Annotated in this window: 22 protein-coding genes; 8 read left to right on the top strand and 14 right to left on the bottom strand. The window is 59.7% G+C overall.

All coding sequences use genetic code 11. The annotated features are described in order from the left end of the window. Nucleotides 1–6: 6 nt before the first annotated feature. The gene (locus tag AC07V4_RS01855) at nucleotides 7–414 is read right to left on the bottom strand and encodes a flagellar basal body-associated protein FliL (RefSeq protein WP_431752810.1); all 408 of its coding nucleotides are present in this window, start codon (nucleotides 412–414) and stop codon (nucleotides 7–9) included. A 150-nt stretch (nucleotides 415–564) separates the two neighbouring features. Between AC07V4_RS01855 and AC07V4_RS01850 the strand changes: the two genes are divergently transcribed. Further along, nucleotides 565–1,542 carry an NADPH:quinone oxidoreductase family protein gene (locus AC07V4_RS01850; protein WP_492635047.1) on the top strand — a complete coding sequence of 326 codons (978 nt, stop codon included), beginning with the start codon at nucleotides 565–567 and terminating at the stop codon, nucleotides 1,540–1,542. A gap of 233 nt (nucleotides 1,543–1,775) precedes the next feature. Next, nucleotides 1,776–3,125: a glycerol-3-phosphate transporter gene (gene glpT / locus AC07V4_RS01845; protein WP_492635048.1), complete on the top strand. Its 1,350-nt coding sequence runs from the start codon at nucleotides 1,776–1,778 to the stop codon at nucleotides 3,123–3,125. Here the strand turns inward: glpT and AC07V4_RS01840 are convergent. Both AC07V4_RS01840 and AC07V4_RS01835 read right to left on the bottom strand, forming a co-directional pair. Further along, nucleotides 3,111–3,767 carry a gamma-glutamylcyclotransferase gene (locus AC07V4_RS01840; RefSeq protein WP_431749574.1) on the bottom strand — a complete coding sequence of 219 codons (657 nt, stop codon included), beginning with the start codon at nucleotides 3,765–3,767 and terminating at the stop codon, nucleotides 3,111–3,113. The genes glpT and AC07V4_RS01840 overlap by 15 nt on opposite strands. Before the next feature lie 27 nt (nucleotides 3,768–3,794). Beyond that, on the bottom strand, nucleotides 3,795–6,182 hold the full coding sequence (locus AC07V4_RS01835; RefSeq protein ID WP_492635049.1) for a TonB-dependent receptor plug domain-containing protein: 2,388 nt from the start codon (nucleotides 6,180–6,182) through the stop codon (nucleotides 3,795–3,797). Between the two features lie 286 nt (nucleotides 6,183–6,468). Here AC07V4_RS01835 and AC07V4_RS01830 point away from each other — a divergent pair, with 286 nt between their 5' ends. Beyond that, entirely contained in the window at nucleotides 6,469–6,933 is a 465-nt protein-coding gene (locus AC07V4_RS01830) for a sn-glycerol-3-phosphate transporter (RefSeq protein ID WP_492635050.1), read from the top strand. A gap of 130 nt (nucleotides 6,934–7,063) precedes the next feature. On the opposite strand, the gene AC07V4_RS01825 is transcribed toward AC07V4_RS01830, so the two are convergent. The 6 genes from AC07V4_RS01825 to AC07V4_RS01800 all read right to left on the bottom strand — a co-directional run bounded on the left by AC07V4_RS01825 (nucleotide 7,064) and on the right by AC07V4_RS01800 (nucleotide 14,336). Continuing rightward, nucleotides 7,064–8,032, bottom strand: a complete 969-nt coding sequence (locus AC07V4_RS01825; protein WP_492635051.1) for a CDP-6-deoxy-delta-3,4-glucoseen reductase — start codon at nucleotides 8,030–8,032, stop codon at nucleotides 7,064–7,066. Beyond that, nucleotides 8,032–9,498 carry a 4-hydroxy-3-polyprenylbenzoate decarboxylase gene (gene ubiD / locus AC07V4_RS01820; RefSeq protein WP_492635052.1) on the bottom strand — a complete coding sequence of 489 codons (1,467 nt, stop codon included), beginning with the start codon at nucleotides 9,496–9,498 and terminating at the stop codon, nucleotides 8,032–8,034. The genes AC07V4_RS01825 and ubiD overlap by 1 nt, the downstream gene beginning before the upstream one ends. Before the next feature lie 59 nt (nucleotides 9,499–9,557). Continuing rightward, nucleotides 9,558–11,540, bottom strand: coding sequence for an acyltransferase family protein (locus tag AC07V4_RS01815; RefSeq protein WP_492635053.1), 1,983 nt, complete (start codon nucleotides 11,538–11,540; stop codon nucleotides 9,558–9,560). Nucleotides 11,541–11,695: 155 nt separating this feature from the next. Further along, nucleotides 11,696–12,955, bottom strand: coding sequence for a transcription termination factor Rho (gene rho, locus AC07V4_RS01810; protein WP_016973082.1), 1,260 nt, complete (start codon nucleotides 12,953–12,955; stop codon nucleotides 11,696–11,698). 234 nt (nucleotides 12,956–13,189) lie between these two features. Continuing rightward, a complete protein-coding gene (gene trxA, locus AC07V4_RS01805; RefSeq protein ID WP_015886460.1) occupies nucleotides 13,190–13,519 on the bottom strand; it encodes a thioredoxin TrxA in 330 nt (109 codons plus the stop codon). 121 nt (nucleotides 13,520–13,640) lie between these two features. Continuing rightward, entirely contained in the window at nucleotides 13,641–14,336 is a 696-nt protein-coding gene (locus AC07V4_RS01800) for a FadR/GntR family transcriptional regulator (protein ID WP_492635054.1), read from the bottom strand. A gap of 256 nt (nucleotides 14,337–14,592) precedes the next feature. Between AC07V4_RS01800 and AC07V4_RS01795 the strand changes: the two genes are divergently transcribed. Genes AC07V4_RS01795 through AC07V4_RS01780 form a run of 4 tightly spaced genes read left to right on the top strand, consistent with a single transcriptional unit; the run spans nucleotide 14,593 to nucleotide 17,432 of the window. Then, nucleotides 14,593–15,378, top strand: coding sequence for a transporter substrate-binding domain-containing protein (locus AC07V4_RS01795; protein WP_492635055.1), 786 nt, complete (start codon nucleotides 14,593–14,595; stop codon nucleotides 15,376–15,378). Between the two features lie 14 nt (nucleotides 15,379–15,392). After that, nucleotides 15,393–16,061, top strand: a complete 669-nt coding sequence (locus AC07V4_RS01790; protein ID WP_431749125.1) for an amino acid ABC transporter permease — start codon at nucleotides 15,393–15,395, stop codon at nucleotides 16,059–16,061. Then, complete coding sequence (locus AC07V4_RS01785; RefSeq protein WP_492635056.1) at nucleotides 16,058–16,708, top strand: amino acid ABC transporter permease; 651 nt, start codon at nucleotides 16,058–16,060, stop codon at nucleotides 16,706–16,708. The genes AC07V4_RS01790 and AC07V4_RS01785 overlap by 4 nt, the downstream gene beginning before the upstream one ends. Next, nucleotides 16,695–17,432, top strand: a complete 738-nt coding sequence (locus tag AC07V4_RS01780) for an amino acid ABC transporter ATP-binding protein (protein ID WP_492635057.1) — start codon at nucleotides 16,695–16,697, stop codon at nucleotides 17,430–17,432. The genes AC07V4_RS01785 and AC07V4_RS01780 overlap by 14 nt, the downstream gene beginning before the upstream one ends. Here AC07V4_RS01780 and AC07V4_RS01775 read toward each other — a convergent pair. The 4 genes from AC07V4_RS01775 to AC07V4_RS01760 all read right to left on the bottom strand — a co-directional run bounded on the left by AC07V4_RS01775 (nucleotide 17,413) and on the right by AC07V4_RS01760 (nucleotide 21,939). Next, entirely contained in the window at nucleotides 17,413–17,943 is a 531-nt protein-coding gene (locus AC07V4_RS01775) for a DUF1120 domain-containing protein (RefSeq protein ID WP_492635058.1), read from the bottom strand. The genes AC07V4_RS01780 and AC07V4_RS01775 overlap by 20 nt on opposite strands. Next, a complete protein-coding gene (locus AC07V4_RS01770) occupies nucleotides 17,933–20,449 on the bottom strand; it encodes a fimbria/pilus outer membrane usher protein (RefSeq protein WP_492635059.1) in 2,517 nt (838 codons plus the stop codon). Before AC07V4_RS01770 ends, AC07V4_RS01775 begins: the two co-directional genes overlap by 11 nt. Before the next feature lie 7 nt (nucleotides 20,450–20,456). Next, the gene (locus tag AC07V4_RS01765; protein WP_492635291.1) at nucleotides 20,457–21,158 is read right to left on the bottom strand and encodes a fimbria/pilus chaperone family protein; all 702 of its coding nucleotides are present in this window, start codon (nucleotides 21,156–21,158) and stop codon (nucleotides 20,457–20,459) included. A 130-nt stretch (nucleotides 21,159–21,288) separates the two neighbouring features. Next, nucleotides 21,289–21,939 (bottom strand): DUF1120 domain-containing protein, encoded by a 651-nt coding sequence (locus AC07V4_RS01760; protein ID WP_492635292.1) that lies wholly within the window; start codon nucleotides 21,937–21,939, stop codon nucleotides 21,289–21,291. Between the two features lie 445 nt (nucleotides 21,940–22,384). On the opposite strand from AC07V4_RS01760, the gene ppx reads away from it, so the two are divergent. Next, nucleotides 22,385–23,887, top strand: coding sequence for an exopolyphosphatase (gene ppx / locus AC07V4_RS01755; protein WP_492635060.1), 1,503 nt, complete (start codon nucleotides 22,385–22,387; stop codon nucleotides 23,885–23,887). A gap of 132 nt (nucleotides 23,888–24,019) precedes the next feature. On the opposite strand, the gene ppk1 is transcribed toward ppx, so the two are convergent. After that, nucleotides 24,020–26,242 carry a polyphosphate kinase 1 gene (gene ppk1 / locus AC07V4_RS01750; protein ID WP_431749944.1) on the bottom strand — a complete coding sequence of 741 codons (2,223 nt, stop codon included), beginning with the start codon at nucleotides 26,240–26,242 and terminating at the stop codon, nucleotides 24,020–24,022. Nucleotides 26,243–26,250: the final 8 nt, after the last annotated feature.

Raw genomic sequence — 26,250 nt, 5'->3', positions numbered from 1 at the left:
AGCGACTTATTGGATGATCAAGTTGTTGAACAACAGGTCTTCCACCACCGGCTTACCGGTTTCGTCGTTCATGACTTGCTGGGTTTGCTTCAAGGCTTCCTGGCGCAGTTTTTCTTTGCCCTCGACCGTGCTCATGGCCTCGTTGGTCTGCTGGGTGAACAGCGCCACCAGTTGGTTGCGAATCAACGCGTCGTTGGCTTTGACCGCAGCAGCGGCTTCAGGCCCAGTCACGCGCAGGGCGATATCGGCCTTGAATACCTTGAGTTTCGCTGTGCCATCCAGACCGTAGTTGCCCACGAACGGCGGGGTCAGGCTGATATAGCTGACCTTCGGCGCCTCACCTTCCTTGGCCTCTTCGGCCTGGGCCGCCATCGGCAAGGTCAAGGCCAGCATCAACAGAATCCACGCTTTCACAGTTCAATCCTCACATTCGGTTGCCCGGTAGCATAACGCTAGCGAGGCTGAGCACAAGCTTATGGCGACTTATCAGGCCCGGGCATGCTCGTTGACCCACGGGCGCACCCTCCTACACTTATCGGCCACGACGCCAAAAGGAATAGTCCGATGAAAGCTGTGCTGTGCAAAGCCTTCGGCCCCGCCGAAACCCTGGTGCTGGAAGAGATCGAGCGCCCGTCGATCAAGAAGAACGAGATCCTGCTCGACGTGCACGCCGCCGGGGTGAACTTCCCGGACACCCTGATCATCGAGGGCAAATACCAGTTCAAGCCGCCCTTCCCATTCTCACCGGGTGGCGAAGCGGCGGGCGTGGTCAGTGAAGTCGGCGAAAAGGTCAGCCACTTGAAAGTCGGTGACCGGGTCATGGCGTTGACCGGTTGGGGCGGCTTTGCCGAGCAGGTCGCGGTGCCGGGCTACAACGTGCTGCCGATCCCGCCGAGCATGGATTTCAACACCGCCGCCGCGTTCAGCATGACCTACGGCACCTCGATGCACGCCCTGAAACAACGCGCCAACCTGCAACCCGGCGAGACCCTGCTGGTGCTCGGCGCCTCCGGTGGTGTGGGCCTGGCTGCGGTGGAAATCGGCAAAGCCATGGGCGCCCGGGTGATCGCCGCCGCCAGCAGCGCCGACAAACTGGCCGTGGCCAAGGCGGCCGGCGCCGATGAGGTGATCAATTACAGCGAGGCAAACCTCAAGGAAGAGATCAAACGCCTGACCAATGGTAACGGCGTCGATGTGATCTACGACCCGGTGGGCGGCGATCTGTTTGACCAGGCCATCCGCTCCATCGCCTGGAACGGCCGCCTGCTGGTGGTGGGCTTTGCCAGCGGGCGCATTCCCGAACTGCCAGTGAACCTGGCGCTGCTCAAGGGCGCGGCCGTGGTCGGGGTGTTCTGGGGCTCGTTCGCCCAGCGCCAACCGCAGGACAATGCAGCGAACTTCCAGCAGTTGTTCACCTGGTATGCCGAGGGCAAGTTGAAGCCGTTGGTATCGCAGGTGTATCCGCTGGAGCAGGCGGCTCAGGCGATCAATGACTTGGGGCAGCGCAAGGCGGTGGGCAAGGTCGTCGTCCAAACCCGCTAATCAACTTGAAATGCAACCAACTGTGGGAGGGGGATTGTCCCCTCCCACAGTTTGATCTGCATTATTTCCAAGAAGCAGATTACGACCCACACTTATCTATTAGCGACATGTTCGTAAGAGAACATGCAATCGCTCCGTTTTCCTGTGTTTGCAGATAAGAGGCAATGCTATTTTCGGTAACGAAACTGTAACATTCGCATCCGCAGTCAAAACAAGAAATTTGGAGCTCTTGAATGTTTGCTTTCTTTCGTCCTGCCGCACACCAGGCACCCCTGCCTGAAGAAAAAATAGACAGTACCTACCGACGGCTGCGCTGGCAGATCTTCGCCGGTATTTTCTTCGGCTATGCCGGGTACTACCTGCTGCGCAAAAACTTCTCCCTGGCCATGCCCTACTTGATCGACGAGGGTTACACCCGTGGCGAACTGGGCCTGGCGATGTCGGCAATCGCGATTGCCTACGGCTTGTCCAAATTCTTGATGGGCCTGGTGTCCGACCGCTCCAACCCACGCTACTTCCTGACCTTCGGCCTGCTGGTTTCAGCCGGTGTGATGTTCATTTTCGGTTTCGCACCTTGGGCAACGTCCAGCGTGACCATGATGTTCATTTTGCTGTTCATCAACGGCTGGGCCCAAGGCATGGGCTGGCCGCCAAGTGGACGGACCATGGTGCACTGGTGGTCGCAGAAAGAGCGCGGCGGCGTGGTGTCGGTGTGGAACGTGGCGCACAACGTCGGCGGCGGCTTGATCGGCCCGCTGTTCCTGCTGGGCATGGCCTGGTTCAACGACTGGCACGCGGCGTTCTACGTCCCGGCCACCGTGGCGTTGCTGGTGGCGGCGTTTGCCTTCATCACCATGCGCGACACCCCACAATCGGTCGGCCTGCCGCCGATCGAGCAATACAAGAATGATTACCCGGAAGGCTACAACGCTAGCCACGAAGAAGAATTCAGCGCCAAGGAAATCTTCGTCAAGTACGTGCTGCGCAACAAAATGCTGTGGTACATCGCCTTCGCCAACGTCTTCGTCTACCTGCTGCGCTACGGCGTATTGGACTGGGCGCCGACTTACCTCAAGGAAGCCAAGCACTTCGACGTGGATAAAACCTCGTGGGCGTACTTCTTCTACGAGTGGGCCGGTATTCCTGGCACGCTGCTGTGCGGCTGGATGTCGGACAAGATCTTCCGTGGCAACCGTGGCCTGACCGGCGTGGTGTTCATGGCACTGGTGACCGTGGCGACCCTGGTTTACTGGCTCAACCCGCCGGGCAACCCGACCATCGACATGATCGCGCTGTTCTCCATCGGCTTCCTGATCTACGGCCCGGTGATGCTGATCGGCCTGCAGGCGCTGGAACTGGCACCGAAGAAAGCCGCGGGCACTGCGGCGGGCTTCACGGGGCTGTTCGGTTACCTGGGCGGTTCGGTGGCGGCGAGTGCGGCCATGGGCTACACCGTTGACCATTTCGGCTGGGATGGCGGGTTTGTGTTGCTGGTGGGCGCGTGCCTGTTGGCCATCGCATTCCTCATTCCAACGCTGTGGCACACCAACAGCGTCAGCGAGGCGCGGTCAGCTACCGCCTAAGCAATCCTTGGCACAACGCTTGAGCCGCGCCTCCAGGTTCTTATCTGGCATGGCGTGGCTACGCAGGGCGTTCACGGTCTGCTCGACATAATCGCGAGTAGTGCCGTAACGCCCGCAAGCGCTTTGCAGTACGTGGTTCAGCACGATATCGGGCAAGTTGCCGGCATAGCTGGGCAAATGCCGCTCCAATACAAACCCCAGCGCCTGTACCTGATTGCCATCTTCCAGACGGCAGCTGAGCCAGTGCGGCCGGTACGAGGGGTAAGGCATTTCGCGTTGCCATAAGGCGTACAGCGAGGCGTCCAATTGATCTTCCGGCAAGCGGTAGGCAAACCCGCTGCACGAACCACCGCGATCCAGACCAAACACCAGCCCCGGTAACTCCGGCGTACCCCGGTGCTCGTGGGACCACAGGTACAGGCCCCGGTGATAACCGTGAACCCGTGCCCGCACCCGCTCGGTCGACGAACATTCAGGACGCCAGATCAGCGAGCCGTAAGCAAATAGCCAGACCGGCCCACCCTTATGCCGGGCCATGGTGGCCTGCATGGAGCTCATCAACTGTTCGTGAGTGAGTTGCGGCCCCAGATCGAGCCGCGGAGGGTAAGCCAATTGCAAAAGATCGGTTTCAATGGCGGTCATGGCGAAGAGCGGTGCGCCTCCTGTGTATTACCAGTTGTAAGCAACTTTACCGTAATAAAACGCGCCGCTGTAACCGTACGGCGAAAAAGTGCTGTAGGCGAGGTTGCCACCGCTGCTGGCGTACGCGTTGACCTTCTCCGGGTATTTGTCGGTGATGTTGTCGCCACCCAGGGTGAAGGTCCAGTTTTTCAACTTGTAGTCCGCCGACAGGTCGAGCACCCAAGCCGCCTTGAAGGTCTGGTCGTTGACCTTGTCTGCCTGGTAGCTGGTGAACTCACCATAGCGCACTAGGTTGCTGTGCAGCGCCCAATGGCCATAGGTGAAGTCGTTGCCCAGGCTCAGCTTGTGCTGTGGCGTGGTATCGCCAAGCAAACCGATGCGCTCGCGGCGGTCCACTCGCACCAGGTTGGCACCGAGGCTGTCGAGGATCGCCGGGTTGGCTTTCACATCGGTGACCTTGGTGTGGTTGTAGTTGTAGCCGACAATGCTGTTCCAGCGGATGCCGTTATCGAACTGATAGCGATAGTTGGCCACCAGGTCGACGCCGTCGGTGCTGGTATCAGTGGCATTGGTGAAGTAACGGGCGCTGGTGTAGTTGATGTTGCCGACACCGTTGGCTTGCAAGTAGGCGATGGTCGCCGGGTTCAGGTTGAGGTTGGACGACAGGCTGATGCGGTCGCGGATATCGATGCGGTACACATCGAGCGTCACAGTCAGGTCATCGGCCGGCTCCAGCACCAGACCGAGGCTGTAGTTGCGCGACTTTTCCGGCTTCAAGTCTTCGGCGCCGAGCAGGCGGGCGACTTGGCTGTTGGCCGGGAAGGTGCCGGCCTCCTGGATGGTGTTGCCGATCAACTGCGACGAGGTGTAGGCAAAATTCTGCTGGGCCAGGGAAGGTGCGCGGAAACCGTTGGAGATACTGCCGCGCAAAGCGACTTGCGGGGTGAAGTCATATCGGGCCGACAGCGAGCCGCTGACGTTGGAGCCGAAGTCGCTGTAATCCTCATGCCGCACGGCGGCCGAGGCGCTGAGTTTCTCGGTGAAATTGGTTTCCAGGTCCAGGTACTGAGCCCAGTTGTGGCGCGACGTACTGCCCGCGTCAGCATCACGGAACCCGCCGAGCCCCGAACTGCCAGTCTGATAATAAGAGGCCGGTTCGCCCGCTTCGATTTGATAACCCTGACGCAAGTATTCGCCGCCAAAAGCCACCGAGACTGGATAGGGCAGGAAACCCACATCGAATTCACGGGACAGGTCCAGACTGACTTGTCGCTGGTCGTTGCTCAGGGTGCCATTGTTGAATTTGCGTGGCGTCCCCAGGCCGAGAGAGGTGTTGATGGTCTCGGTGCCCAGCTCATACTGGTTCTTGCCGTAGTTGGCCGACAGATCGTAATGCCAGTCGTAGGCCAGCAAGCCGCGCAAGCCCACGACCAGCGAGGTGTCTTCCAGGTTGCCCTTGATCAACGGCAGGTAACCGTTGGGGTTGAGCGCCGGGATGTTGTTGGACGCATTGCTTGCGCGGTAGAACGCCGCCGTCTCGCCACGCCGCTTGCTGTAGCCGCCGAAGCTGTAGAGTTCGGCCGCATCGTTGAACGAATATTCGGCGTTGAACTGGAACTTACCTTCGTTGGTGGCCGGTTCGCCCTGGCGGAACACCCGCTGGCCGTAGGTCGTTGAGCCTACACTACCGGGGCGAAAATCATCGCCGGCGCGGTTGGTGTAATCGTTGTCGGCGCCTTCGCCCGAGAGGTTGATAAAACCGTTGTCGCCCAACGCCAGGCCGGTGTTACCGCTGAGATTGCGCTGGATACCATCGCCTTTTTTGTACTCGCCGAACTTGCTGGAGATCGACCCGCCGTGGTCGGCATGCTTGAGGATCACGTTGATTACCCCGGCAATCGCATCAGAGCCATAGCGAGCGGAAGCGCCATCGCGCAGCACTTCGATATGGTCCACCGCTGATAGCGGGATCGCATTCAGATCCGCCGGTGCCGAACCACGCCCCACGGCGCCGCCGAGGTTGACGAAAGCGCTGGTGTGGCGGCGTTTACCGTTGACCAGCACCAGCACTTGATCCGGCGACAGGCCGCGTAACTGCGCCGGGCGCACCAACTCGGCGCCATCCACCAGGCTTGGGCGCGGGAAGTTGATCGATGGGATCAACCGTGCGAGCACCGCACCCAGTTCATCGGAGCCGGTGCTGCGCAGGGCTTCGCCGGAAATCACGTCGACAGGCGACAACGATGCACTGGCAGTGCGCTCCTGGGCGCGGGTGCCGGTGACGATCACGGTGTCGAGTTTAGGTGCATCGGCGGCGGGCGTGTCGGCCGCCTGGACTGGATTGAATCCCACAGCGGCCAGCAAATTCGCCGACAAAATCGCCGTGTACAGCGCGTGCTTCTTGTAGCTCCCCATACCGCTCCCCTTTGAATCAACAATCAGAACTTCAATGCTCTGAGTTCGTACGATCGATCCGGCTGGCGAGCGGTGGCGGTCATCTATTGGTTATTGGCTGAAAGGCGGTAGTCCGTTGCTTATAGCTTAATGAGATTTTTCCTACATAAATAATACCCAGATTGCATAAGCATAGGCGGCCTTGCTTTCAGCTCAGGTTCAGGCCGCGCAGGACGCTAGCCGTCAAACTGTCTGCATTCCGCGACCCACCCTAGCCGCCCCCTCAAACGACTATCGAGGTCGAACCATGAAATACCTTCTGACCGGCCTGTTGCTATTGGCGCAGGCCGCCACGGCGTTGGCCAGCGAAGACGACAAAGGCTTCTGGTACGCGCAGACCAGCCTGTACACCCGGCATTTTTCACCGGACCCACAGCACAATAATCATCAGGATTTGATCAACCTGGAGCGCAACGAAGCGTCAGGGCTGGTGTATGGCGGGGCGACGTTTCGCAACTCGTTCAGCCAGCGTTCGTATTACGTCTACGCCGGCAAGCGCTACGACATCGTTGACTCGCCGTTTTACGTGAAGGTGACGGCTGGCGCACTCCAGGGTTATCGCGGCAAGTACCGCGACAAGATCCCGCTCAACAAATTTGGCGTGGCACCGGCCATCATCCCTTCTGTCGGCGTGCACTTCGGCCCGGTGGCCAGTGAGTTTGTGCTGCTGGGCTTCAATGCAGCGATGCTGACGGCCGGAGTGCGCTTCTGAAACGGGCACAACACGGCCTAGTGTGGGAGCGGGCTTGCCCGCGAAGGCAGAGTATCAGTCACTGAATCTGTCACTGTCGCACCGCTTTCGCGGGTAAGCCCACACATGTTGATCGGCGTATGGGATTAAGTCAGGGCCTCGGTGCGTAGGCAAACACGTCGGCGCGCATCTGGTGCGCATCCATGCCGGCGTCGACCAGCGCATCCAACGTGCCATAGATCATGGCTGGCGAGCCGCTGGCATAGACATGCACGGCCTTGAGGTCGGCAATGTCTTCACACACCGCTTCATGCAGCAGCCCGCAACGACCTTCCCAACCACACAGGTCGCTGACCACTTTGTGCAAGAACAGGTTGGGCAGTTGCTGCCACTGCGCCCAGTGTTCGATGTCGTAGAAGTCTTCCGGGCGGCGCACGCCCCAATACAGATGCACCGGGTGCTTGAAACCGGAAGCGCGACAATGCTCGATCAGGCTGTGCATCTGCGCCATGCCGGTACCGGCTGCGATCAGCACCAACGGCCCATCGGGCAACTCGGCCAGGTGGGTGTCACCGAATGGCATCTCGACGCGGGCCATCTGGTTGCGCTGCAACTGTTCCAGCAAGTTACGAGCGCTGTCTTCGCGGGCCAGCACATGCAACTCCAAATCGCGCCCGCCGTGGGGCGCCGAGGCCAGAGAGAATGCCGATTTTTCGCCGTTCTCCCGCTCAATCATCAGGTACTGGCCGGCGTGGTAACGCACGGCCTTGCCTGCCGGCGCACGCAGGCGTACACGCCAGACATCGCCGCCGACCTCCACGCACTCACTCAACTGGCACGACAATTTGCGCAACGGCAACTCTCCCGGCGCCAGCACGCCATCCCACAACACAATGCAATCTTCCAGCGGTTCAGCGATGCAGGTGTAGAACTCACCATGATCGCGCACCTCACCGGCCTGCTGAACACGGCCTTCCACCAGCAGCGCCGCACACACATGGCACACGCCATTGCGACAGGCCTGGGGGCATTCGTAGCCGAGGCGGCGCGCGCCTTCAAGGATTCGCTCGCCAGGGACCAGCTCCAGCACCGCGCCGGAAGGTTGCAGGGTTACACGCATCAATCTATTCCCAATTCTTTCCAGATCGCATCGACACGGGCGGTGACGGCTTCATCCTTGACGATCACCCGACCCCACTCGCGGGTGGTTTCACCCGGCCACTTGTGGGTGGCATCCAGGCCCATTTTCGATCCCAGACCGGACACGGGCGAGGCGAAATCGAGGTAGTCGATCGGCGTGTTGTCGATCATCACCGTGTCGCGCTTGGGGTCCATGCGCGTGGTGATGGCCCAGATCACGTCGTTCCAGTCGCGGGCGTTGATGTCGTCGTCGGTGACGATAACGAACTTGGTGTACATGAACTGTCGCAAAAACGACCACACACCCAGCATTACCCGCTTGGCATGGCCTGGGTACGACTTTTTCATGGTCACGATGGCCATGCGGTATGAGCAGCCTTCCGGCGGTAAATAGAAGTCGGTGATTTCCGGGAATTGCTTCTGCAGGATCGGCACGAACACTTCGTTGAGTGCCACGCCGAGAATGGCCGGCTCATCCGGCGGACGGCCGGTGTAGGTGCTGTGGTAGATCGGCTTGATCCGATGGGTGATCCGCTCCACGGTGAACACCGGGAAGCTGTCGACTTCGTTGTAATAACCGGTGTGGTCGCCGTAAGGGCCTTCATCGGCCATTTCGCCCGGATGAATCACGCCTTCAAGGATGATTTCGGCAGTGGCCGGCACTTGCAGGTCGTTGCCACGGCACTTCACCAGTTCGGTGCGGTTACCCCGCAGCAGGCCGGCGAATGCGTATTCGGACAAGCTGTCGGGCACCGGGGTCACGGCACCCAGGATTGTGGCTGGATCAGCGCCCAGGGCCACAGAGACCGGGAACGGTTTGCCTGGGTGTTTTTCGCACCACTCACGGTAGTCCAGGGCGCCGCCACGGTGGCTCAACCACCGCATGATGACCTTGTTACGGCCAATCACTTGCTGGCGGTAGATACCAAGGTTCTGACGGTCCTTGTTCGGACCTTTAGTGACGGTCAGGCCCCAAGTGATCAGCGGGCCGACGTCGCCGGGCCAGCAAGTCTGCACCGGCAGCATGGCCAGGTCGACATCATCGCCTTCGATGATCACTTCCTGGCACACCGCGTCCTTGACCACTTTGGGGGCCATGGCAATGATCTTGCGGAAGATCGGCAGCTTCGACCAGGCATCCTTCAAGCCCTTCGGCGGTTCCGGCTCCTTGAGGAAGGCCAGCAACTTGCCGATCTCGCGCAACTCGCTCACCGACTCGGCGCCCATGCCAAAGGCCACGCGCTCAGGCGTGCCGAACAGGTTGCCCAGCACCGGGATATCAAACCCGGTCGGGTTCTCGAACAGCAGCGCCGGGCCCTTGTTACGCAAGGTACGGTCGCAAATCTCAGTCATTTCCAGCACCGGGGAAATCGGCATCTGGATACGTTTCAACTCTCCGCGCTGCTCAAGTTGCTGCACGAAATCCCGAAGATCCTTGAATTTCATTAACCATGCCACCCGTAAAATAGGCGTACATCCTACCTGCTCTGAGGGCGGCTGGCAGCTTAATTGGCCGTCAGCCCTCGTGATTGCAAGGAACTGAACAAGGGCTCCAGGAAGGCTTCGATGTGTCGGGCGCCCACATCGGAGATATGGTTGTCGTCGGTGTACAACGACCGGCCATTGAGCTCTACCCGGCACAAACCATCGGCACCGCACAGCAATGGCGCGGGGTCCAGCACCGCTACGCCGCTATCAGCAGCGGCCAGCTCATTGAAAAGCTGGGTAATGAACGCCTGGCGCTTCGTGTGCTCCGTCAAGGCGAGCCCCTCGCCGTCCACCGACCGGTTCATCATCGCCAGGCGGCTGAGGCGGTAAGGCACGATGATCTCCTGCAATGGCACCTCCTTGACCAGCCAGACCCGATGCCCGGCCGCACGCAACCCGCGGATGCGCTCGCGCAGGCCGTCGGCAAACCGCTGCTCAGCGATGGCACGCACGTACTTGCCGGTCGTGGGGTCCTTGAGCGCATGCTCCGTATCACCCGACATCTGGCCATAGAGGTAAAGGCTCCAGCGGGCGGCCAGCACCACATCGCTGAACGTTTGTTCGGTCATCGCCTTCTCGACGCGCTGGTTGAAATGCGCGCATCGGGCAATGTTTTCCAGGCCATCCAACGGTACGCAGCCTGCAAAACTGGCTTCGACCAAGCTGATATCGTGGCGTTTGGCACCCTCTTTGAGGGCCGGAATCAGCGCCGTGGCGTGACTGTCGCCCCAGACCAACGCTGATACCGAGGCGCTTTTAGGGCCGAAGTGGCAGAACAGGCGATCGTCGGGCGTGTCCTTATCCGCCATACAGGCCATCAACTCCGGACTCCATGTCTTGGCCTGGGCAAACCGCAAGGCCTGCTCGGACAAGCGCGAAGGCACACCCTCGGATGTGCGTATTGCCACGCCGGTCAAGCCCAGGCACAGGATACCGGCCCCGGCAGCGGCCAGGATCGCCTTGCGTCCGGCGAACAGGCGTTTTTCTCGAAACGGGGCCTCGACAAAGCGCCAGGACAGGTAGCCCAGCACCAACGAGAGCAACATCAGCCCAGCCAACTCCAGCGGGCTTAAGCCATCCACGGCGGCATAGCTGGCATAGACAAAGACCGGCCAGTGCCAGAGGTACCAGGAATAAGAGATCAGCCCAATACCCACCATCACCCGCGAACTCAACATACGCCCGACCCAGGTATGTTGCTGGCCGTTGGCCCAGATCAACCCGACCACGCCCAGCACCGGCAGCAGCGCGGAGGCACCTGGGAACGGTGTAGTAGCGTCAAAACCGAATACGGCGATCAGGATCAGCCCCAGGGAAACCAGGCTCACCCCTTGGGCCAGGGCGGGCGAAGCCCGCCATTCGCGCATGGGCAGTACCGCCAGCATGGCACCGGCCAACAGTTCCCAAGCCCGCAGATGCAACAGGAAGAAAGCCTTTTGCGGTTCATGGGAGACCGCCCAGACGCTCATGCCAAACGACGCCAGCAACACACCGAAGAGTGCCACGCGCCAATGTTTCAGGCGACTTGAAAGCAACGTCAGCAACAGCGGGAAGACAATGTAGAACTGCTCCTCCACCGCCAGCGACCACGTGTGCAGCAAGGGCTTGATGTCAGAAGACACATCGAAGTAACCCTGCTGACGGGAAAACAGCAGGTTTGAGGTGAATATCACCTGATAGTGCGCGGATCGCCCCAGCTCTTCATAGTCTTTGGGGGTAAGCAGAAACCAACCTACCGCCAGCGTTGCCGCCATCATCACGAACAGCGCCGGCAGAATCCGCCGGGCACGGCGCGCCCAGAAGTCGATGAAGCTGAAACGTCCAGCCTGGCGCTCACGCCAGATAATGGAGGTGATCAGAAACCCAGAGATGACGAAGAACACATCGACACCGACAAAGCCGCCGGTAACGCCAGGAACGCCGAAGTGAAACAACACGACAGCAAGGACAGCAATGGCACGCAGGCCGTCGATGTCTCTTCGGTATGCAAGAGTGGTCATAAGAATGGTGGTCAGTCTGCTGCGAAAGTGGCGAGCGTTACCGCACGTACAATTTTTGTTACTTAACGGACACTTATGCCACAAAAATTGTTCAATCTCGACGCAAAAAAAATGGCGCCCCTGGGGGCGCCATTTTTCGGACCTGAAGCGTCGTATTACTTACGCTTCATCGACAAGAAGAACTCATCGTTGGTCTTGGTGGTCTTCAGCTTGTCGACCAGGAACTCGATGGCTGCAACTTCATCCATCGGGTGCAGCAGCTTGCGCAGAATCCACATACGCTGCAGTTCGTCGTCGGCCGTCAGCAACTCTTCACGGCGGGTGCCGGAACGGTTGATGTTGATTGCCGGGAACACTCGCTTTTCAGCGATGCGACGGTCCAGGGGCAATTCCATGTTGCCGGTACCCTTGAACTCTTCGTAGATCACTTCGTCCATCTTCGAGCCGGTTTCAACCAACGCGGTGGCGATAATGGTCAGCGAGCCGCCTTCTTCGATGTTCCGCGCAGCGCCGAAGAAACGTTTCGGTTTCTCCAGGGCGTGGGCATCGACACCACCGGTCAATACCTTGCCGGAGCTCGGGATCACGGTGTTATAGGCGCGCGCCAGACGGGTGATCGAGTCGAGCAGGATCACCACGTCCTTCTTGTGTTCAACCAAGCGCTTGGCCTTCTCGATCACCATTTCGGCAACCTGCACGTGGCGGGTTGGTGGCTCATCGAACGTGGAGGCAACCACTTCGCCGCGCACGGTGCGCTGCATTTCGGTCACTTCTTCCGGACGCTCATCGATCAGCAGCACGATCAAGTGAACTTCTGGGTTGTTACGTGCGATGTTCGCTGCAATGTTCTGCAGCATGATGGTCTTACCGGCTTTCGGCGGAGCGACGATCAGGCCACGCTGGCCTTTGCCGATCGGGGCACACAGGTCGATCACACGACCGGTCAAGTCTTCGGTGGAACCGTTACCGGCTTCCATCTTCATGCGCACGGTCGGGAACAGCGGGGTCAGGTTCTCGAAGAGAATCTTGTTCTTCGCGTTCTCGGGACGATCGAAGTTGATCGTGTCGACCTTGAGCAGGGCGAAATAACGCTCGCCTTCCTTCGGAGGGCGGATCTTGCCAACGATGGTGTCACCGGTGCGCAAGTTGAAGCGACGGATCTGGCTCGGCGAGACGTAGATATCGTCTGGGCCGGCGAGATAGGAAGCGTCTGCAGAGCGGAGGAAGCCGAAGCCGTCCTGGAGAATCTCCAGCACGCCATCACCGGAGATTTCCTCGCCGCTTTTCGCGTGCTTTTTCAGCAGGGAGAAAATCACGTCCTGCTTGCGCGAACGGGCCATATTTTCTATGCCCATTTCTTCGGCCAGTTGAAGCAGGTCGGTAATCGGCTTTTGCTTGAGTTCAGTCAGATTCATATAGGAATGACGTAATCATTTATGGAGGGGGGAAATTAAGCTTTTGGCTTAATGAGGCCGCGCCGCAGAGAAGGCGACAGGATCGCGTACTAATCGAAAAGGAGTGCGTCGGCGACGGCTTGCAGGGGGCAGTGGAGAAACCAGTGCGGGGCCGAATGTACCACCTGAGTTTGGGAGCGTCTAGCCCTGTTTCACGAAAAAGCCCCGCTATTAACGGGGCTTTTTTGTCGGCGCTTAGATGTTAGCGTCGAGGAAAGCTTGCAGCTGAGACTTCGACAGCGCGCCTACCTTGGTAGCTTCGACGTTGCCGTTCTTGAACAGCATCAGCGTAGGAATACCGCGCACGCCATGCTTGGCCGGGGTTTCCTGGTTGTCGTCGATGTTCAGCTTGGCAATGGTCAGCTTGCCTTCGTAGGTGGTCGCAATGTCGTCCAGAACAGGCGCGATCATTTTGCAAGGGCCACACCATTCAGCCCAGTAGTCAACCAGCACCGGGCCAGCAGCCTTGAGTACTTCGGCCTCAAAGGTCGCGTCGGTGACGTGCTTGATAAGATCGTTGCTCATGGATGTCTCCGGATTGTAAGCAAAAAAAACGTTGCCCATCATAGCCGCCCTTCCCCCGTTCAGGAAGCCGCCTCTGATTGAGTCTTCCTATGATGACCCATGAGTTTGGGTATAGCCCAACTCACGGTATTACGGGGGTCACGAAGGCTATACCCGTGCGCAACGCCGCATTACGCACGTGTTCCTGCATGGTTTTCTGTGCCGCCGCGCTGGCCCGGCGGGCCAGGGCGCGCAGGATCCTGCGGTGTTCCTGCCAGGTTTCCATGGCTCGCTCCGGTCGGATGAACGGTAGCTTCTGGCTTTCCAGGAACACATCGGCGCTGGCGCTCAGAATACTCACCATCGCCTGATTACCACTGGCCAGCAGAATGCGCTGATGGAATTCGAAGTCCAGCCGAGCGGCGGCTTCGAAGTCACCGGCCTTGAGTACCTTGCGCATGGCTTCGACGTTATCTTCCAGACAGTCCAGCTCATCGAGCGTCAGCGTCACCGCCGCCAACCCCGCTGCAAACCCTTCCAGGGCATAGCGCAGCTGGAAGATATCCAACGGCGTAGCCTGGGCGGCGAAGGGCCAGGCGAACCCAGGTGTTTCCTGGGCCTCTTGAACGAACACGCCTTTGCCCGGCTGCACACTGATCACGCCCAAGGCACTCAAGGATGACAACGCTTCACGCAACGAGGCCCGACTGACCCCCAACTGCACCGCCAGGTCGCGCTGGGACGGTAACGCATCGCCGGCTGCAAAGCCCTGTTCCTTGATCAGTTTGCGAATGGCCTGCAAGGCCGCTTCCGGTACGGCTTGTGCGATGGAGTTCATAAAGGACTCAGGGTTCCAGACAACTGATCGGCTAGTTGTAAAGCTATTCGCAGCCCTCGGCAAGCGACGCCCCAAAGGGACTCGCGCGGTTTTGTCGACGCTCGAAAAGGGTGCGAAACACTCCCGCACTGTTCAGACCAGTAAGACCAGAAAAACGCAACATATTCCAGCGATCCAGGCCATTTGCACCGTCATGGCATGGGCCATGCAGTGACCCGAAACAGAATATTCCCCCCGTCTCTTCCGGAGAGTTGCCATGACCAAGCGCTACAGCGCCCTGCTCACTGCCTTGTTTGCCAGCCTGATGCTGAGCCAGGCACCCGCCCAGGCCAATGGTCTGGACGATATCGTTGCTCGTGGCACCCTCAAGGTCGCCGTGCCCCAGGACTTTCCACCCTTCGGCTCGGTCGGCCCCGACATGAAGCCACGCGGCCTGGATATCGATACGGCCAAACTGTTGGCTGACCAACTCAAGGTCAAACTGGAGCTGACCCCGGTCAACAGCACCAACCGCATCCCGTTCCTCACCACCGGCAAGGTCGACCTGGTGATTTCCAGCCTGGGCAAGAATCCCGAGCGGGAAAAAGTCATCGACTTTTCCAAGGCGTACGCACCGTTCTACCTGGCCGTGTTCGGCCCACCCGACGCGCCCATCAGTACCACCGACGACCTCAAGGGCAAGACCATCAGCGTGACCCGTGGCGCCATCGAAGACATCGAGTTGACCGCCGTCGCGCCCAAGGAAGCCACTATCAAGCGCTTCGAAGACAACAACTCGACCATCGCCGCTTACCTGGCCGGCCAGGTCGACCTGATCGCCAGCGGCAACGTGGTGATGGTGGCGATCAGCGAGCGCAGCCCGAAACGCGTCCCGGCGCTGAAGGTGAAGCTCAAGGACTCGCCGGTGTACGTAGGCGTGAATAAAAACGAGCCGGCCCTGCTGGAGAAGGTTAACCAGATACTGGTCGCGGCCAAGGCCGACGGTAGCCTGGAAAAGAACGCAATGCAGTGGCTCAAAGAGCCGTTGCCTGCCGACCTCTAAAGCGGAGCTGATCCATGGCCTATCAATTCGACTTTGTGCCGGTGCTGGCCAATACCGACCTGCTGTTGCGTGGCGCATTGTTCACCCTTGAGCTGACGGCTATCGGCGCGATCCTGGGAGTGGCGCTGGGCACCGTCGGCGCCGTGGTACGGGCGTGGAAGATCAAGCCCTTCACCTGGCTATTCGGCGTGTATGTCGAGTTGATCCGCAACACGCCGTTCCTGGTGCAACTGTTCTTCATCTTCTTCGGCCTGCCGTCCCTGGGGCTGAAGATCACCGAGTGGCAAGCCGCCGTGCTGGCGATGGTGATCAACCTGGGGGCCTACTCCACGGAAATCATCCGCGCCGGTATCCAGGCCATCCCGCGCGGGCAGCTGGAAGCCGCCGCCGCGCTGGCAATGACGCGCTTCGAGGCCTTCCGCCATGTGGTACTGCTGCCAGCGCTGGGCAAGGTGTGGCCGGCCCTGAGTAGCCAGATCATCATCGTGATGCTCGGCTCGGCGGTGTGTTCACAGATCGCCACGGAAGAACTCAGTTTTGCCGCCAACTTCATCCAGTCGCGCAACTTCCGCGCCTTTGAAACCTATGCCCTGACCACCCTGGTGTATCTGTGCATGGCGCTGATGATTCGCCAATTGCTCAACTGGATCGGCAGCCGGTTTGTGATGAGGAACAGCCGATGAGTGATTTTTCCTTCTGGGACATCGTGCGCAACCTGCTCACCGGCCTGCAATGGACCGTGTTGTTGTCGCTGGTAGCGTTCGTCGGCGGTGGCGTGATCGGTTTGCTGGTCATGACGATGCGCATCAGCCGCAAAGCATTCCCGCGCAATGTCGCCCGCACCTATATCGAACTGTTCCAAGGCACACCGCTGTTGATGCAACTGTTCCTGGTGTTCTTCGGCGTCGCCCTGCTCGGTGTGGATATCTCGCCGTGGTTGGCGGCGGCGATTGCCCTGACGCTGTTCACCAGCGCCTATCTCGCCGAAATCTGGCGCGGTTGCGTCGACTCCATCGCCCACGGGCAATGGGAAGCCTCGGCCAGCCTGGCACTGAATCCGCTTGAACAACTGCGCTACGTGATCCTGCCCCAGGCGCTGCGCATTGCCGTAGCGCCTACCGTGGGTTTCTCGGTGCAAGTGGTCAAAGGCACCGCCGTGACCTCGATCATCGGCTTCACCGAACTGACCAAGACCGGCGGCATGCTCGCCAACGCTACCTTCGAGCCCTTCATGGTCTACGGCCTGGTAGCCCTTGGTTATTTCTTGCTCTGCTACCCCCTGTCCCTCAGTGCGCGCTACCTGGAAAGGAGACTGCATGCCTCTGCTTAGAATTTCCGCCCTGCATAAGTATTACGGCGATCACCACGTACTCAAGGGCATCGACCTGACGGTGGATGAAGGTCAGGTCGTGGCGATCATCGGCCGTAGCGGCTCGGGTAAATCCACCCTGCTACGCACACTCAATGGCCTGGAGTCCATCAATGATGGCGTGATCGAAGTCGATGGCGAATACCTCGACGCCGCCCGCGCCGACTTGCGCAGCCTGCGACAGAAAGTCGGCATGGTGTTCCAGCAGTTCAACCTGTTCCCGCACCTGACGGTGGGTGAAAACGTGATGCTTGCGCCGCAGGTGGTGCAGAAAGTGCCGAAGGCCAAGGCAGCCCAATTGGCCAGACAAATGCTGGAGCGCGTCGGGTTGGGCGAGAAGTTCGACGCCTTCCCCGATCGTCTGTCCGGCGGCCAGCAACAACGCGTGGCGATTGCACGGGCCCTGGCCATGTCGCCCAAGGTGCTGCTGTGCGACGAAATCACCTCGGCCCTCGACCCGGAACTGGTCAATGAAGTGCTCAGCGTGGTGCGCCAACTGGCCAAGGACGGCATGACCCTGATCATGGTGACCCACGAAATGCGCTTTGCCCGTGAGGTCGGCGACAAACTGGTGTTCATGCACCAGGGCAAGGTGCATGAGGTGGGTGACCCCAAAGTGTTGTTCGCCAGCCCGGAAACCGCCGAGCTGGCCAATTTCATTGGCTCTACGGAACAGCCGGGCTGACCAGTTCGAATTGGCCACGCCCCTCCAGCAGCATCTCCCGACGTACCGAGAGGGCGTCGGCCGGCAATTGAACCGCTATTTCTACCTGGGCCGTCAGCCGCCGGCCCATCACCGGCGTGCCGCCTGCGCTGGCATACAGCGCACGCCCCGGTAACAGCTGCCCGCTGTAGGCATCATCGGGCTGCCACGCTACCGGCCTGCCGTCGACCTGAGCCTGCCTCAGGCTCAAGGTAAAACGTCCCTGCCGACCAAACTGGAAGCCTTGGGCATCGGCGGCTGCACCACTAAAACGCAGCGCCATCGCAGAAGGTGCCGTGCAAAGTACACTCAAGTGCAGCGTACGAGGCGTATCCAGCGTCACTGTTGCCCTGCCGGACGATGCTTGCGAAGGACGAATCACCCCGTAGTCGACACGGGGCTCACTCAACGTCATCCGGCAGTTTTCGGCCTGCGCCTGGGTCGCCACAAGGACCACCCACAACAGCCACAGGCTTCTGTGCTTAGCGAACATGGCAGACCACCGGTGCGGTTTCATAGAGTTTGTCATCGTCAGGCTCTTGCTCAGGATTGACTTGCAGCAGGCAGGATTTGGAATCCGGCAGTGAAACCGTCAGGGTTTGCGGCCCATCGATATTGCTCAGGAAAACCATGCCCTCACCCACTACGCTGGTCACAAAGTGGTTGCCTTCGCCGAACACCGCGGCACCTTGAGGCAGTGGCCGGCCCTCTTCGTCCTGGGCTTCAAGCAACAGACGACGGACTTTCACCACACCAAAGTCCAAGGTATTGACTGAACCACGACCGGCGGCGAGCACCTTGGTGCCGTTCTTCAAGTCGACGCGTTTGGGCAGCGATTGGGTCTGCACTTGCAGATGGTTGTTGCTGTAGGCCTGCAGCCCGGGAATCACCGCCTGGCCACTGAAGTCGGTCCAGACCGGCCCCTGGGGGGTCGAGATCTTGGCCCCACCGATATCGCCCACCGAGGCGATGCCAAAGGTGTCCTGGACTGCGTAAGGCGAGAACGTCACCCCGTGCTCATGGGCCACGATGCCGCCTTGCAGTTGGCCGGAGTAGTTGGTGTTCGACGGATCACGGTCGACGCCCAAGCTCACGCGGGTATACAGCGGCAAGACGTCCACACGACCGCGCACGCTTTGCTCTCGCTCTTTCACGTCCCGATCAACACCGACCTCGTAGTTCACATAGTCGTTGACCCGCTCGCTGAGGGCGGTGCCGGCATCCAGACGGTCACCTCGACGGCTGACATAAGAGCTCACACTTCGATCAGCACCCAAGGGCACCGTGACCTGCAGCCTGACAGACGTGCCCTCGTCCAGCCGCTCGTCACGGCGGCTACCCCGAACCGAGTCCAGGCGCCGAGGCTCGGTCGCACCTACCTGGGCGTCGGCGATCAGTGCGACACCCACGCCGCTGAACGTGTTGTTCCATGAGGCAAAGAGGTGATCGTTGGATTGCCCGTCAAATTGCGAGCTACGGGTGAAACCGAGGGAGAAACCACCCAGGGACGGGGCCGCCCAGTTCAAACCTGCCGTGTACTGGCGCTTGAAACGCGCATCGAGGTTGTACCCCCGCGACGCCTGGCCAGCGTCCAGTACCTCACGGTAGCCGCGGCTCTGCACCGAGGCACTCAGGTTGATATCAAGGTTGGCAAATAACGGAGTCCCCAAAGACAGCGTGCTACGCGCGCCGCCCACCTCATCTTGAGCATCACGGGACAGGTTATGGCGCACGCCCACGTTCACCTGATGGAAAAACACACTGCTCAGGGAGCCGCCTGCCGACTGATACTCGTCGGTACTCAGCAAACCGAAACCCAGCGACGAGCGCTGGCCCAGCCCCCAGGTGCCGCTGCCCATGGCGACCACCGGGGATTCCTGGTTGTCGATGGCCGTCTCACGTACCTTGCCGAGGGAAAAATAGTACCCCGGCTCCACCGGAGCCCCACCACGAAAGGACGCAGCGGGCACCACGAAACTGCGCTTTGCCCCACGCACGTCAATCACGCTCACGTCGAGATCGCTGGTGCTGTTCAGCAACGGCAAACCGGTCAGCCTGAACGGACCTTCCGGCACCAGGGTGGAGTGGATCAACGCACCCGATTGACGAACTTCGACCCGCGACTGGCTTTGAGCCAGCCCTTCAACCACGACATTGCTGTCGCCCGCACCGCTGCGCCGCTGGCCGTCCGGGGAGAACTGCAAGCCTGTCAGTTGTACACCGCCAAAAATCGGGTTGTTGCTGGAAATCTGCCCCACCTGGAAGGTCGACTGCAACGCCGCGATATCACGCTGCGCATAGGCGTTCACCTGTTCGGTGCGCGTCTTGCCATTGTCGGAAACATAAAACTGACGGCTGCGAACAATCCAATTACCCAGGTTGAATCCCGCCTCGGTATAGGCCGACACGAAACGACTTGACCCACTGCGCGAGCGGGTATCGAAACCCAATACGTCGTAGTTGAAGATGGCGGCCGTGCCACCCTCGGAAAAACTCCCGCCTTCCCACTCCGGCGCACGCAGGGACTGGGTCGGCACCACCAGCGTGACCTCGTCGCTGCTGGGGCGCAGCCGCACCATGGTCGCCGGATATTCCCCAACAAAGTCATGGCAGGCCTGGTCAGGGGTGATGCCCTCGCGCAGAAGCCTGGACGGGGTAACCAAACCGGCCTTTGCCAGTAACGCGGGAGTGAAGCACAACTGACCCTGGTAATCGAAACGGGCGTCAACCAACCCCAGCGGCGTGCCATTGACTCGCAGTCCGACCACATGGACACCTTCGCGAAAGCGCGCTGCACTACGAAAGTATTCAGACACCTGCGGATCAATTCCAAGGGAGGTCAACGCGGCCAAATCAAAACCTTCCCCCAGCCCAACCGCTGCGCTGGTACCTGGCAGGCTCCACAAGGTTGCAAGCCCCAGCAGAATTTTGGAGCGTGCCTGGGAAACATTGCTCGGCACGCTATTGGCAGAGCGACGGGTATGCCTGATCTTTTTCATAGGCCCGTCAATCCGCATCAACCGCAACGGGGGCGCGATAACTGTCCACCGTAAACCCGTAGACCGTGGCCGGGTGAATCTCCACGGCCACCACTCCTGCCACAGAGCCTGCAGACGCAAGCGTCAACACTTCGCCCGGCAGGATGTAGGTTCGCGGCAACGTTGCCACGCTTGCCTGTGGATGCAGTTGTACTTCCATCCCCATGCGTACGACGTAAGCGCTGTTGTTGTGGACCTTCAACTGATCCCCTTCACGCTTCCATGTCAGCAACTGCCAGGGCGCATCATGTCTGGGCAAGCCTTTGGGGTGCAGGATCAATGGCAGGCTCTGGCGCAGAGTGATACCAATGGTCGCACCACCGGGCGCACGTGCCTCGGGGATACCTTCAAAGGAAACTCGTTTCAGCCGCTGGGTCTTGAGCGGTTTCTTTGTGGTACTGATGAAGCGCACCAGTTGAGTGTCGCCCGCTTCGACCCTAGTAATCGGGGGCGTCACGATCAACAAGGGTTCCAGGTCTTCCGGTATGTTTTGTATGACCGAATGAAGTAACGCAGGGCCAGGGTCCGTGTTTTTAACATTAAGTGTCGCCTCACCCTCTTCCTCATCTAGAATGACAACGGTTGTTTCGGGCTGCATTCCGTCCGCTACTGCCATACCACACCAAAAAAGGCACAAGCTTATATAGCGCAACAGCGACTTCAGGATTATTGATAGAGCATTCACCGATTTCCCCCACAGCCATAAAGTCGAACACCAATAAACGCACACGTTAAAAAAACCGACACTTAACAGAGACAGGTAAGTGTCTTTGCGTTCATGTCGGCTATTAATGACGTACTTAGATGTAATCCACTGACAGATTGGTGCGACCATCCAGCGTTACATCACGGGTCAGGTCCAAATCGTTCGTGCGGTTGATAACGGCTTTCACTTCAAGCGTGCCTGTAAGACTGGTGATGGATGCAGGTACCGCAGTGGCGCCGCTACGCCATGAATACTGGGCAGGCGATTGGGCGACTTTACCGTCGCTGTTCTGCCAAGAAGCCCCCTGACTGCTGCGCATGATAGGGTTCAGGGCCCCGCTGGACGATTGCAGGCTTTTGAGAGTAACGGAGTACCCACCGGTACGCCTGCCATTGGCGAGGCCCAGGCCGTAGTTCTGCGCCTCGGTGAACCCGGCACCGAGGATGCCTGTCACCTTGCTGGCGGGTTGCAGGTCGGTCAGTGCCACTCGAAACTGCGCCGGCGCTTGGCCGCAATTGATGTTCAAGCCCACAGTTTTCGCGGCAAGAGGAGTGAACTGCGTCGGCGACAAGCTTGCGGCGGGAATGGTCTGGTAATCGACGATGCCGCCACCGGCGAGGCTAAGGTTGCAAGCCACCGGCTTGATAGTCCCTCGTACAACCAGTTCAGCAACATTCGTTGCATGAGCGCCGATACTTGCAGCCAAGCAAAGAGCCCCCACTGTCACACCAAGCATTTTTTTCATATTCAACCTGTCATCTGTAATGAGCAGGTGCATTTACGATGGCCCAATATTCCGACCATAAATAAATAACACCACGGCGAAATTGCCGAATGACAGTCTGTGGCTTTGGCACCTGACTAATGAATCAGAGAGCACGCCAATTATTGTGGGAGAGGGCAAATATAAAAGGCGGGCTAAACCTAAGTACCGGGTAGGCTTAAATTCGAAACCGATAAGCCAATAAACCCAACCCTGTAGGTAAAGTTACAAGCCTCACAACTACAACAGATCATTAATAATTCCTACAAAGATAAAACACCATTCTCTTTAAACTTAGAAAACCACCCTACACATCCCTCAAGAAGTCCTCACAGACACCAGTAGGAAAATTACCGAAGCCGTACGCGTTGGCACCAAAGGTCGATCGTGGCACGATGGCTGGGTTATCGACCGAGACCCCCCTACCATGCCGCAATCCCAAGCCAAGAATCTGTCCCTGATCGCCGCCATCGACCTGGGCTCCAACAGCTTTCACATGGTCGTGGCCAAGGCCCAGAACGGCGAAATCCGTATCCTTGAGCGGCTCGGCGAGAAAGTACAACTGGCCGCCGGCATCGACGATGAGCGCCAGCTCAATGAAGAGTCCATGCAGCGCGGGCTCGATTGCCTCAAGCGTTTTGCGCAACTGATCAACGGCATGCCCCCTGGCGCCGTGCGAATTGTCGGCACCAACGCACTGCGCGAGGCGCGTAACCGCAACGAATTCATCCATCGCGCCGAGGAAATCCTCGGGCACCCGGTAGAAGTCATCTCTGGGCGTGAAGAAGCGCGCCTGATCTACCTCGGCGTCTCCCACACATTGGCCGACACACCCGGCAAACGCCTGGTGGCAGACATCGGCGGCGGCAGTACCGAATTCATCATCGGCCAGCGTTTCGAACCGCTGCTGCGTGAAAGCCTGCAGATGGGTTGCGTCAGTTATACCCAGCGCTATTTCAAGGACGGCAAGATCACCCCGGCACGCTACGCCCAGGCCTACACGGCGGCGCGGCTGGAGATCATGAGCATCGAGCACGCCCTGCACCGCCTGACGTGGGATGAAGCCATTGGTTCGTCGGGAACTATCCGCGCCATTGGCCTGGCCTTGAAAGCCGGCGGCCATGGCACCGGCGAGGTCAACGCCGAAGGGTTGGCATGGCTCAAGCGCAAGCTGTTCAAACTGGGCGATGCCGAAAAGATCGATTTCGACGGCATCAAACCCGACCGTCGCACCATCTTCCCGGCCGGCCTGGCGATTCTCGAGGCGATCTTCGATGCCCTCGAACTGCAACGCATGGACCACTGCGACGGCGCCCTGCGCGAAGGCGTGCTCTATGACCTGCTGGGCCGCCATCATCACGAGGACGTGCGCGAGCGCACCCTCAGCTCGCTGATGGAGCGCTACCACGTCGACCTGGAACAAGCGGCCCGCGTGGAGCGCAAAGCCCTGCATGCCTTCGATCAGGTGGCCGAGGACTGGGACCTGGAAGACGGCGTGTGGCGCGAGCTGCTTGGCTGGGCCGCCAAGGTGCATGAAGTGGGCCTGGATATCGCCCACTACCATTACCACAAGCACGGCGCCTACCTGATCGAGCACTCGGACCTCGCCGGGTTCTCCCGCGAAGACCAACAGATGCTCGCCCTGCTGGTACGCGGCCACCGTCGCAATATTCCCAAGGACAAGTTCGCCGAATTCGGCGACGAAGGCATCAAGCTGATACGCCTGTGCGTGCTGCTGCGCTTTGCGATCCTGTTCCATCACATCCGTGGCACCCAGGAAATGCCCCAGGTGACCCTGCGCGCCAACGGCGACAGCCTGGACGTGGTGTTCCCGAAAGGCTGGCTGGATGAGAACCAACTGACCCAGGCGGACTTCGGCCAGGAAGCAGAATGGCTGACGCGGGTAGGGTTCAGCCTGAACCTGCGCTAACCAAAAGACCCCGCAAAACAAAATGTGGGAGGGGGCTTGCCCCCGATAGTTGTGGATCAGTCAAAGGTTCCAGTGACTGACATACCGCCATCGGGGGCAAGCCCCCTCCCACATTTTTAGACCCGTCGGGCTTTAGTTCACCGTCAGGATCGGGCTACCCAGCTTCTCCAGCAACGTCGCCTGCGCACTGCGCGGGTTCTGGTTTCCGGTTGGCGTGTTGCGCACGTAGCGGCCGTCCGACTGCAGGCTCCAGCTGTGGGTGTTGTCGGTCAGGTAGCTTTCCAGCTCCTTCTTGACCCGCATGATCAGCTTCTTGCCTTCCACCGGGAAGCAGGTCTCCACACGCTTGTCGAGGTTGCGCTCCATCCAGTCGGCACTGGAAAGGAACATCTGCTCCTCGCCACCGTTGAGGAAGTAGAACACCCGCGTGTGCTCCAGGAAGCGGCCGATGATCGAACGCACATGGATGTTATGCGACACACCGACAATGCCTGGGCGCAGGCAGCACATGCCGCGTACCACCAAGTCAATGCGCACACCGGACTGGCTGGCCTTGTACAGCGCGCGGATGATCTTCGGGTCGGTCAGCGAGTTGAACTTGGCGATGATATGCGCCGGCTTGCCGTCGAGGGCGAACTGGGTCTCGCGGGCAATCATGTCGAGCATGCCCTTCTTGAGCGTGAACGGTGCGTGCAACAGCTTCTTCATCCGCAGCGTCTTGCCCATGCCGATCAGTTGGCTGAACAGCTTGCCGACGTCTTCACACAAGGCGTCGTCAGAGGTCAGCAGACTGTAGTCGGTGTAGAGCTTGGCGTTGCCGGCGTGGTAGTTACCGGTACCCAGGTGGGCGTAACGCACGATCTCTCCGGCTTCGCGGCGCAGGATCAGCATCATCTTGGCGTGGGTCTTGAAGCCCACCACACCGTAGATCACGACCGCACCGGCTGCTTGCAGGCGGCTGGCCAGTTGCAGGTTGGACTCTTCGTCGAAGCGCGCCCGCAGTTCGATCACCGCGGTGACTTCCTTGCCGTTACGCGCAGCATCGACCAAGGCATCAACGATTTCCGAGTTGGCACCGGAGCGGTACAGGGTCTGGCGCACAGCCAGTACGTGTGGGTCCTTGGCAGCCTGGCGCAGCAGGTCGACCACCGGGGTGAAGGACTCGAACGGGTGCAGCAGCAGGATGTCCTGTTTGCTCACCACGCTGAAAATGTTCTCGCTGTTTTGCAGCAGCTTCGGGATTTGCGGCGTGAACGGCGTGTATTGCAGCTCCGGGTGGCTGTCCAGGCCAGTGATGCTGAACAGACGCGTCAGGTTCACCGGGCCATTGACTTGGTACAACTCGGTCTCGCCCAGGTTGAACTGCTTAAGCAGGTAGTCCGACAGGTGTTTCGGGCAGGTGTCGGCCACTTCCAGACGTACCGCATCGCCATAGCGCCGTGAGAACAGCTCGCCGCGCAAGGCACGGGCCAAGTCTTCGACGTCTTCGGAGTCCAGCGCCAGGTCGGCGTTTCGGGTCAGACGGAACTGGTAGCAACCCTTGACCTTCATGCCCTGGAACAAGTCATCGGCGTGTGCATGGATCATCGACGACAGGAATACATAATTGTCGCCAGGCCCACCCACCTCTTCCGGTACCTTGATGATCCGTGGCAGCAAGCGCGGCGCGGGGATGATCGCCAGGCCCGAATCGCGGCCGAAGGCGTCAATGCCTTCCAGTTCGACGATGAAGTTCAGGCTCTTGTTCACCAGCAATGGGAACGGGTGCGTCGGGTCGAGGCCAATCGGGGTGATGATCGGCGCGATCTCGTCGCGGAAATAGCGACGCACCCAAGTCTTGATCTTGGCAGTCCAGTGACGACGACGGATAAAGCGGACCTGATGTTTTTCCAGTTCCGGCAGCAGGATGTCGTTGAGGATCGCGTACTGGCGGTCCACATGACCGTGCACCAGTTCGCTGATGCGAGCCAAGGCCTGATGCGGCTGCAGGCCGTCGGCGCCGGCTTGTTCACGGGCGAACGTGATTTGCTTCTTGAGGCCGGCCACACGGATTTCGAAGAATTCGTCCAGGTTGCTGGAGAAGATCAGCAGGAATTTCAGCCGCTCCAGCAGCGGGTAGGACTCATCCAGCGCCTGCTCCAGCACGCGGATGTTGAATTGCAGTTGCGACAGCTCGCGGTGGATGTACAGGCTGCTGTCATCCAGGTTGGTCACGGCGGCCACCGGGGCCGGCACGGGCGCTTCGGCCACCACGGCAGGAGCGGCGGGCTCCATCTCCGGCGGGGTTTCGCTGACTTGTTCAACCACCGGGTGAGCGTCTTTTACGGCAACGTCTGTGAGTCCTTCGGTATTCATCGAGTGTT

Source organism: Pseudomonas sp. GW821-FHT03A09 (assembly GCF_059421065.1).
Note: the sequence above shows the minus strand (reverse complement) of the source record. Positions and strands in the feature narration are given on the sequence as shown.

Bases quoted from the DNA above. Each gene is read 5' to 3' on its own strand.
- AC07V4_RS01850 (WP_492635047.1), top strand. From the start codon at position 565: ATGAAAGCTGTGCTGTGCAAAGCCTTCGGCCCCGCCGAAACCCTGGTG.
- glpT (WP_492635048.1), top strand. From the start codon at position 1,776: ATGTTTGCTTTCTTTCGTCCTGCCGCACACCAGGCACCCCTGCCTGAA.
- AC07V4_RS01840 (WP_431749574.1), bottom strand. From the start codon at position 3,767: ATGACCGCCATTGAAACCGATCTTTTGCAATTGGCTTACCCTCCGCGG.
- AC07V4_RS01835 (WP_492635049.1), bottom strand. From the start codon at position 6,182: ATGGGGAGCTACAAGAAGCACGCGCTGTACACGGCGATTTTGTCGGCG.
- AC07V4_RS01830 (WP_492635050.1), top strand. From the start codon at position 6,469: ATGAAATACCTTCTGACCGGCCTGTTGCTATTGGCGCAGGCCGCCACG.
- AC07V4_RS01825 (WP_492635051.1), bottom strand. From the start codon at position 8,032: ATGCGTGTAACCCTGCAACCTTCCGGCGCGGTGCTGGAGCTGGTCCCT.
- ubiD (WP_492635052.1), bottom strand. From the start codon at position 9,498: ATGAAATTCAAGGATCTTCGGGATTTCGTGCAGCAACTTGAGCAGCGC.
- AC07V4_RS01815 (WP_492635053.1), bottom strand. From the start codon at position 11,540: ATGACCACTCTTGCATACCGAAGAGACATCGACGGCCTGCGTGCCATT.
- rho (WP_016973082.1), bottom strand. From the start codon at position 12,955: ATGAATCTGACTGAACTCAAGCAAAAGCCGATTACCGACCTGCTTCAA.
- trxA (WP_015886460.1), bottom strand. From the start codon at position 13,519: ATGAGCAACGATCTTATCAAGCACGTCACCGACGCGACCTTTGAGGCC.
- AC07V4_RS01800 (WP_492635054.1), bottom strand. From the start codon at position 14,336: ATGAACTCCATCGCACAAGCCGTACCGGAAGCGGCCTTGCAGGCCATT.
- AC07V4_RS01795 (WP_492635055.1), top strand. From the start codon at position 14,593: ATGACCAAGCGCTACAGCGCCCTGCTCACTGCCTTGTTTGCCAGCCTG.
- AC07V4_RS01790 (WP_431749125.1), top strand. From the start codon at position 15,393: ATGGCCTATCAATTCGACTTTGTGCCGGTGCTGGCCAATACCGACCTG.
- AC07V4_RS01785 (WP_492635056.1), top strand. From the start codon at position 16,058: ATGAGTGATTTTTCCTTCTGGGACATCGTGCGCAACCTGCTCACCGGC.
- AC07V4_RS01780 (WP_492635057.1), top strand. From the start codon at position 16,695: ATGCCTCTGCTTAGAATTTCCGCCCTGCATAAGTATTACGGCGATCAC.
- AC07V4_RS01775 (WP_492635058.1), bottom strand. From the start codon at position 17,943: ATGTTCGCTAAGCACAGAAGCCTGTGGCTGTTGTGGGTGGTCCTTGTG.
- AC07V4_RS01770 (WP_492635059.1), bottom strand. From the start codon at position 20,449: ATGAAAAAGATCAGGCATACCCGTCGCTCTGCCAATAGCGTGCCGAGC.
- AC07V4_RS01760 (WP_492635292.1), bottom strand. From the start codon at position 21,939: ATGAAAAAAATGCTTGGTGTGACAGTGGGGGCTCTTTGCTTGGCTGCA.
- ppx (WP_492635060.1), top strand. From the start codon at position 22,385: ATGCCGCAATCCCAAGCCAAGAATCTGTCCCTGATCGCCGCCATCGAC.
- ppk1 (WP_431749944.1), bottom strand. From the start codon at position 26,242: ATGAATACCGAAGGACTCACAGACGTTGCCGTAAAAGACGCTCACCCG.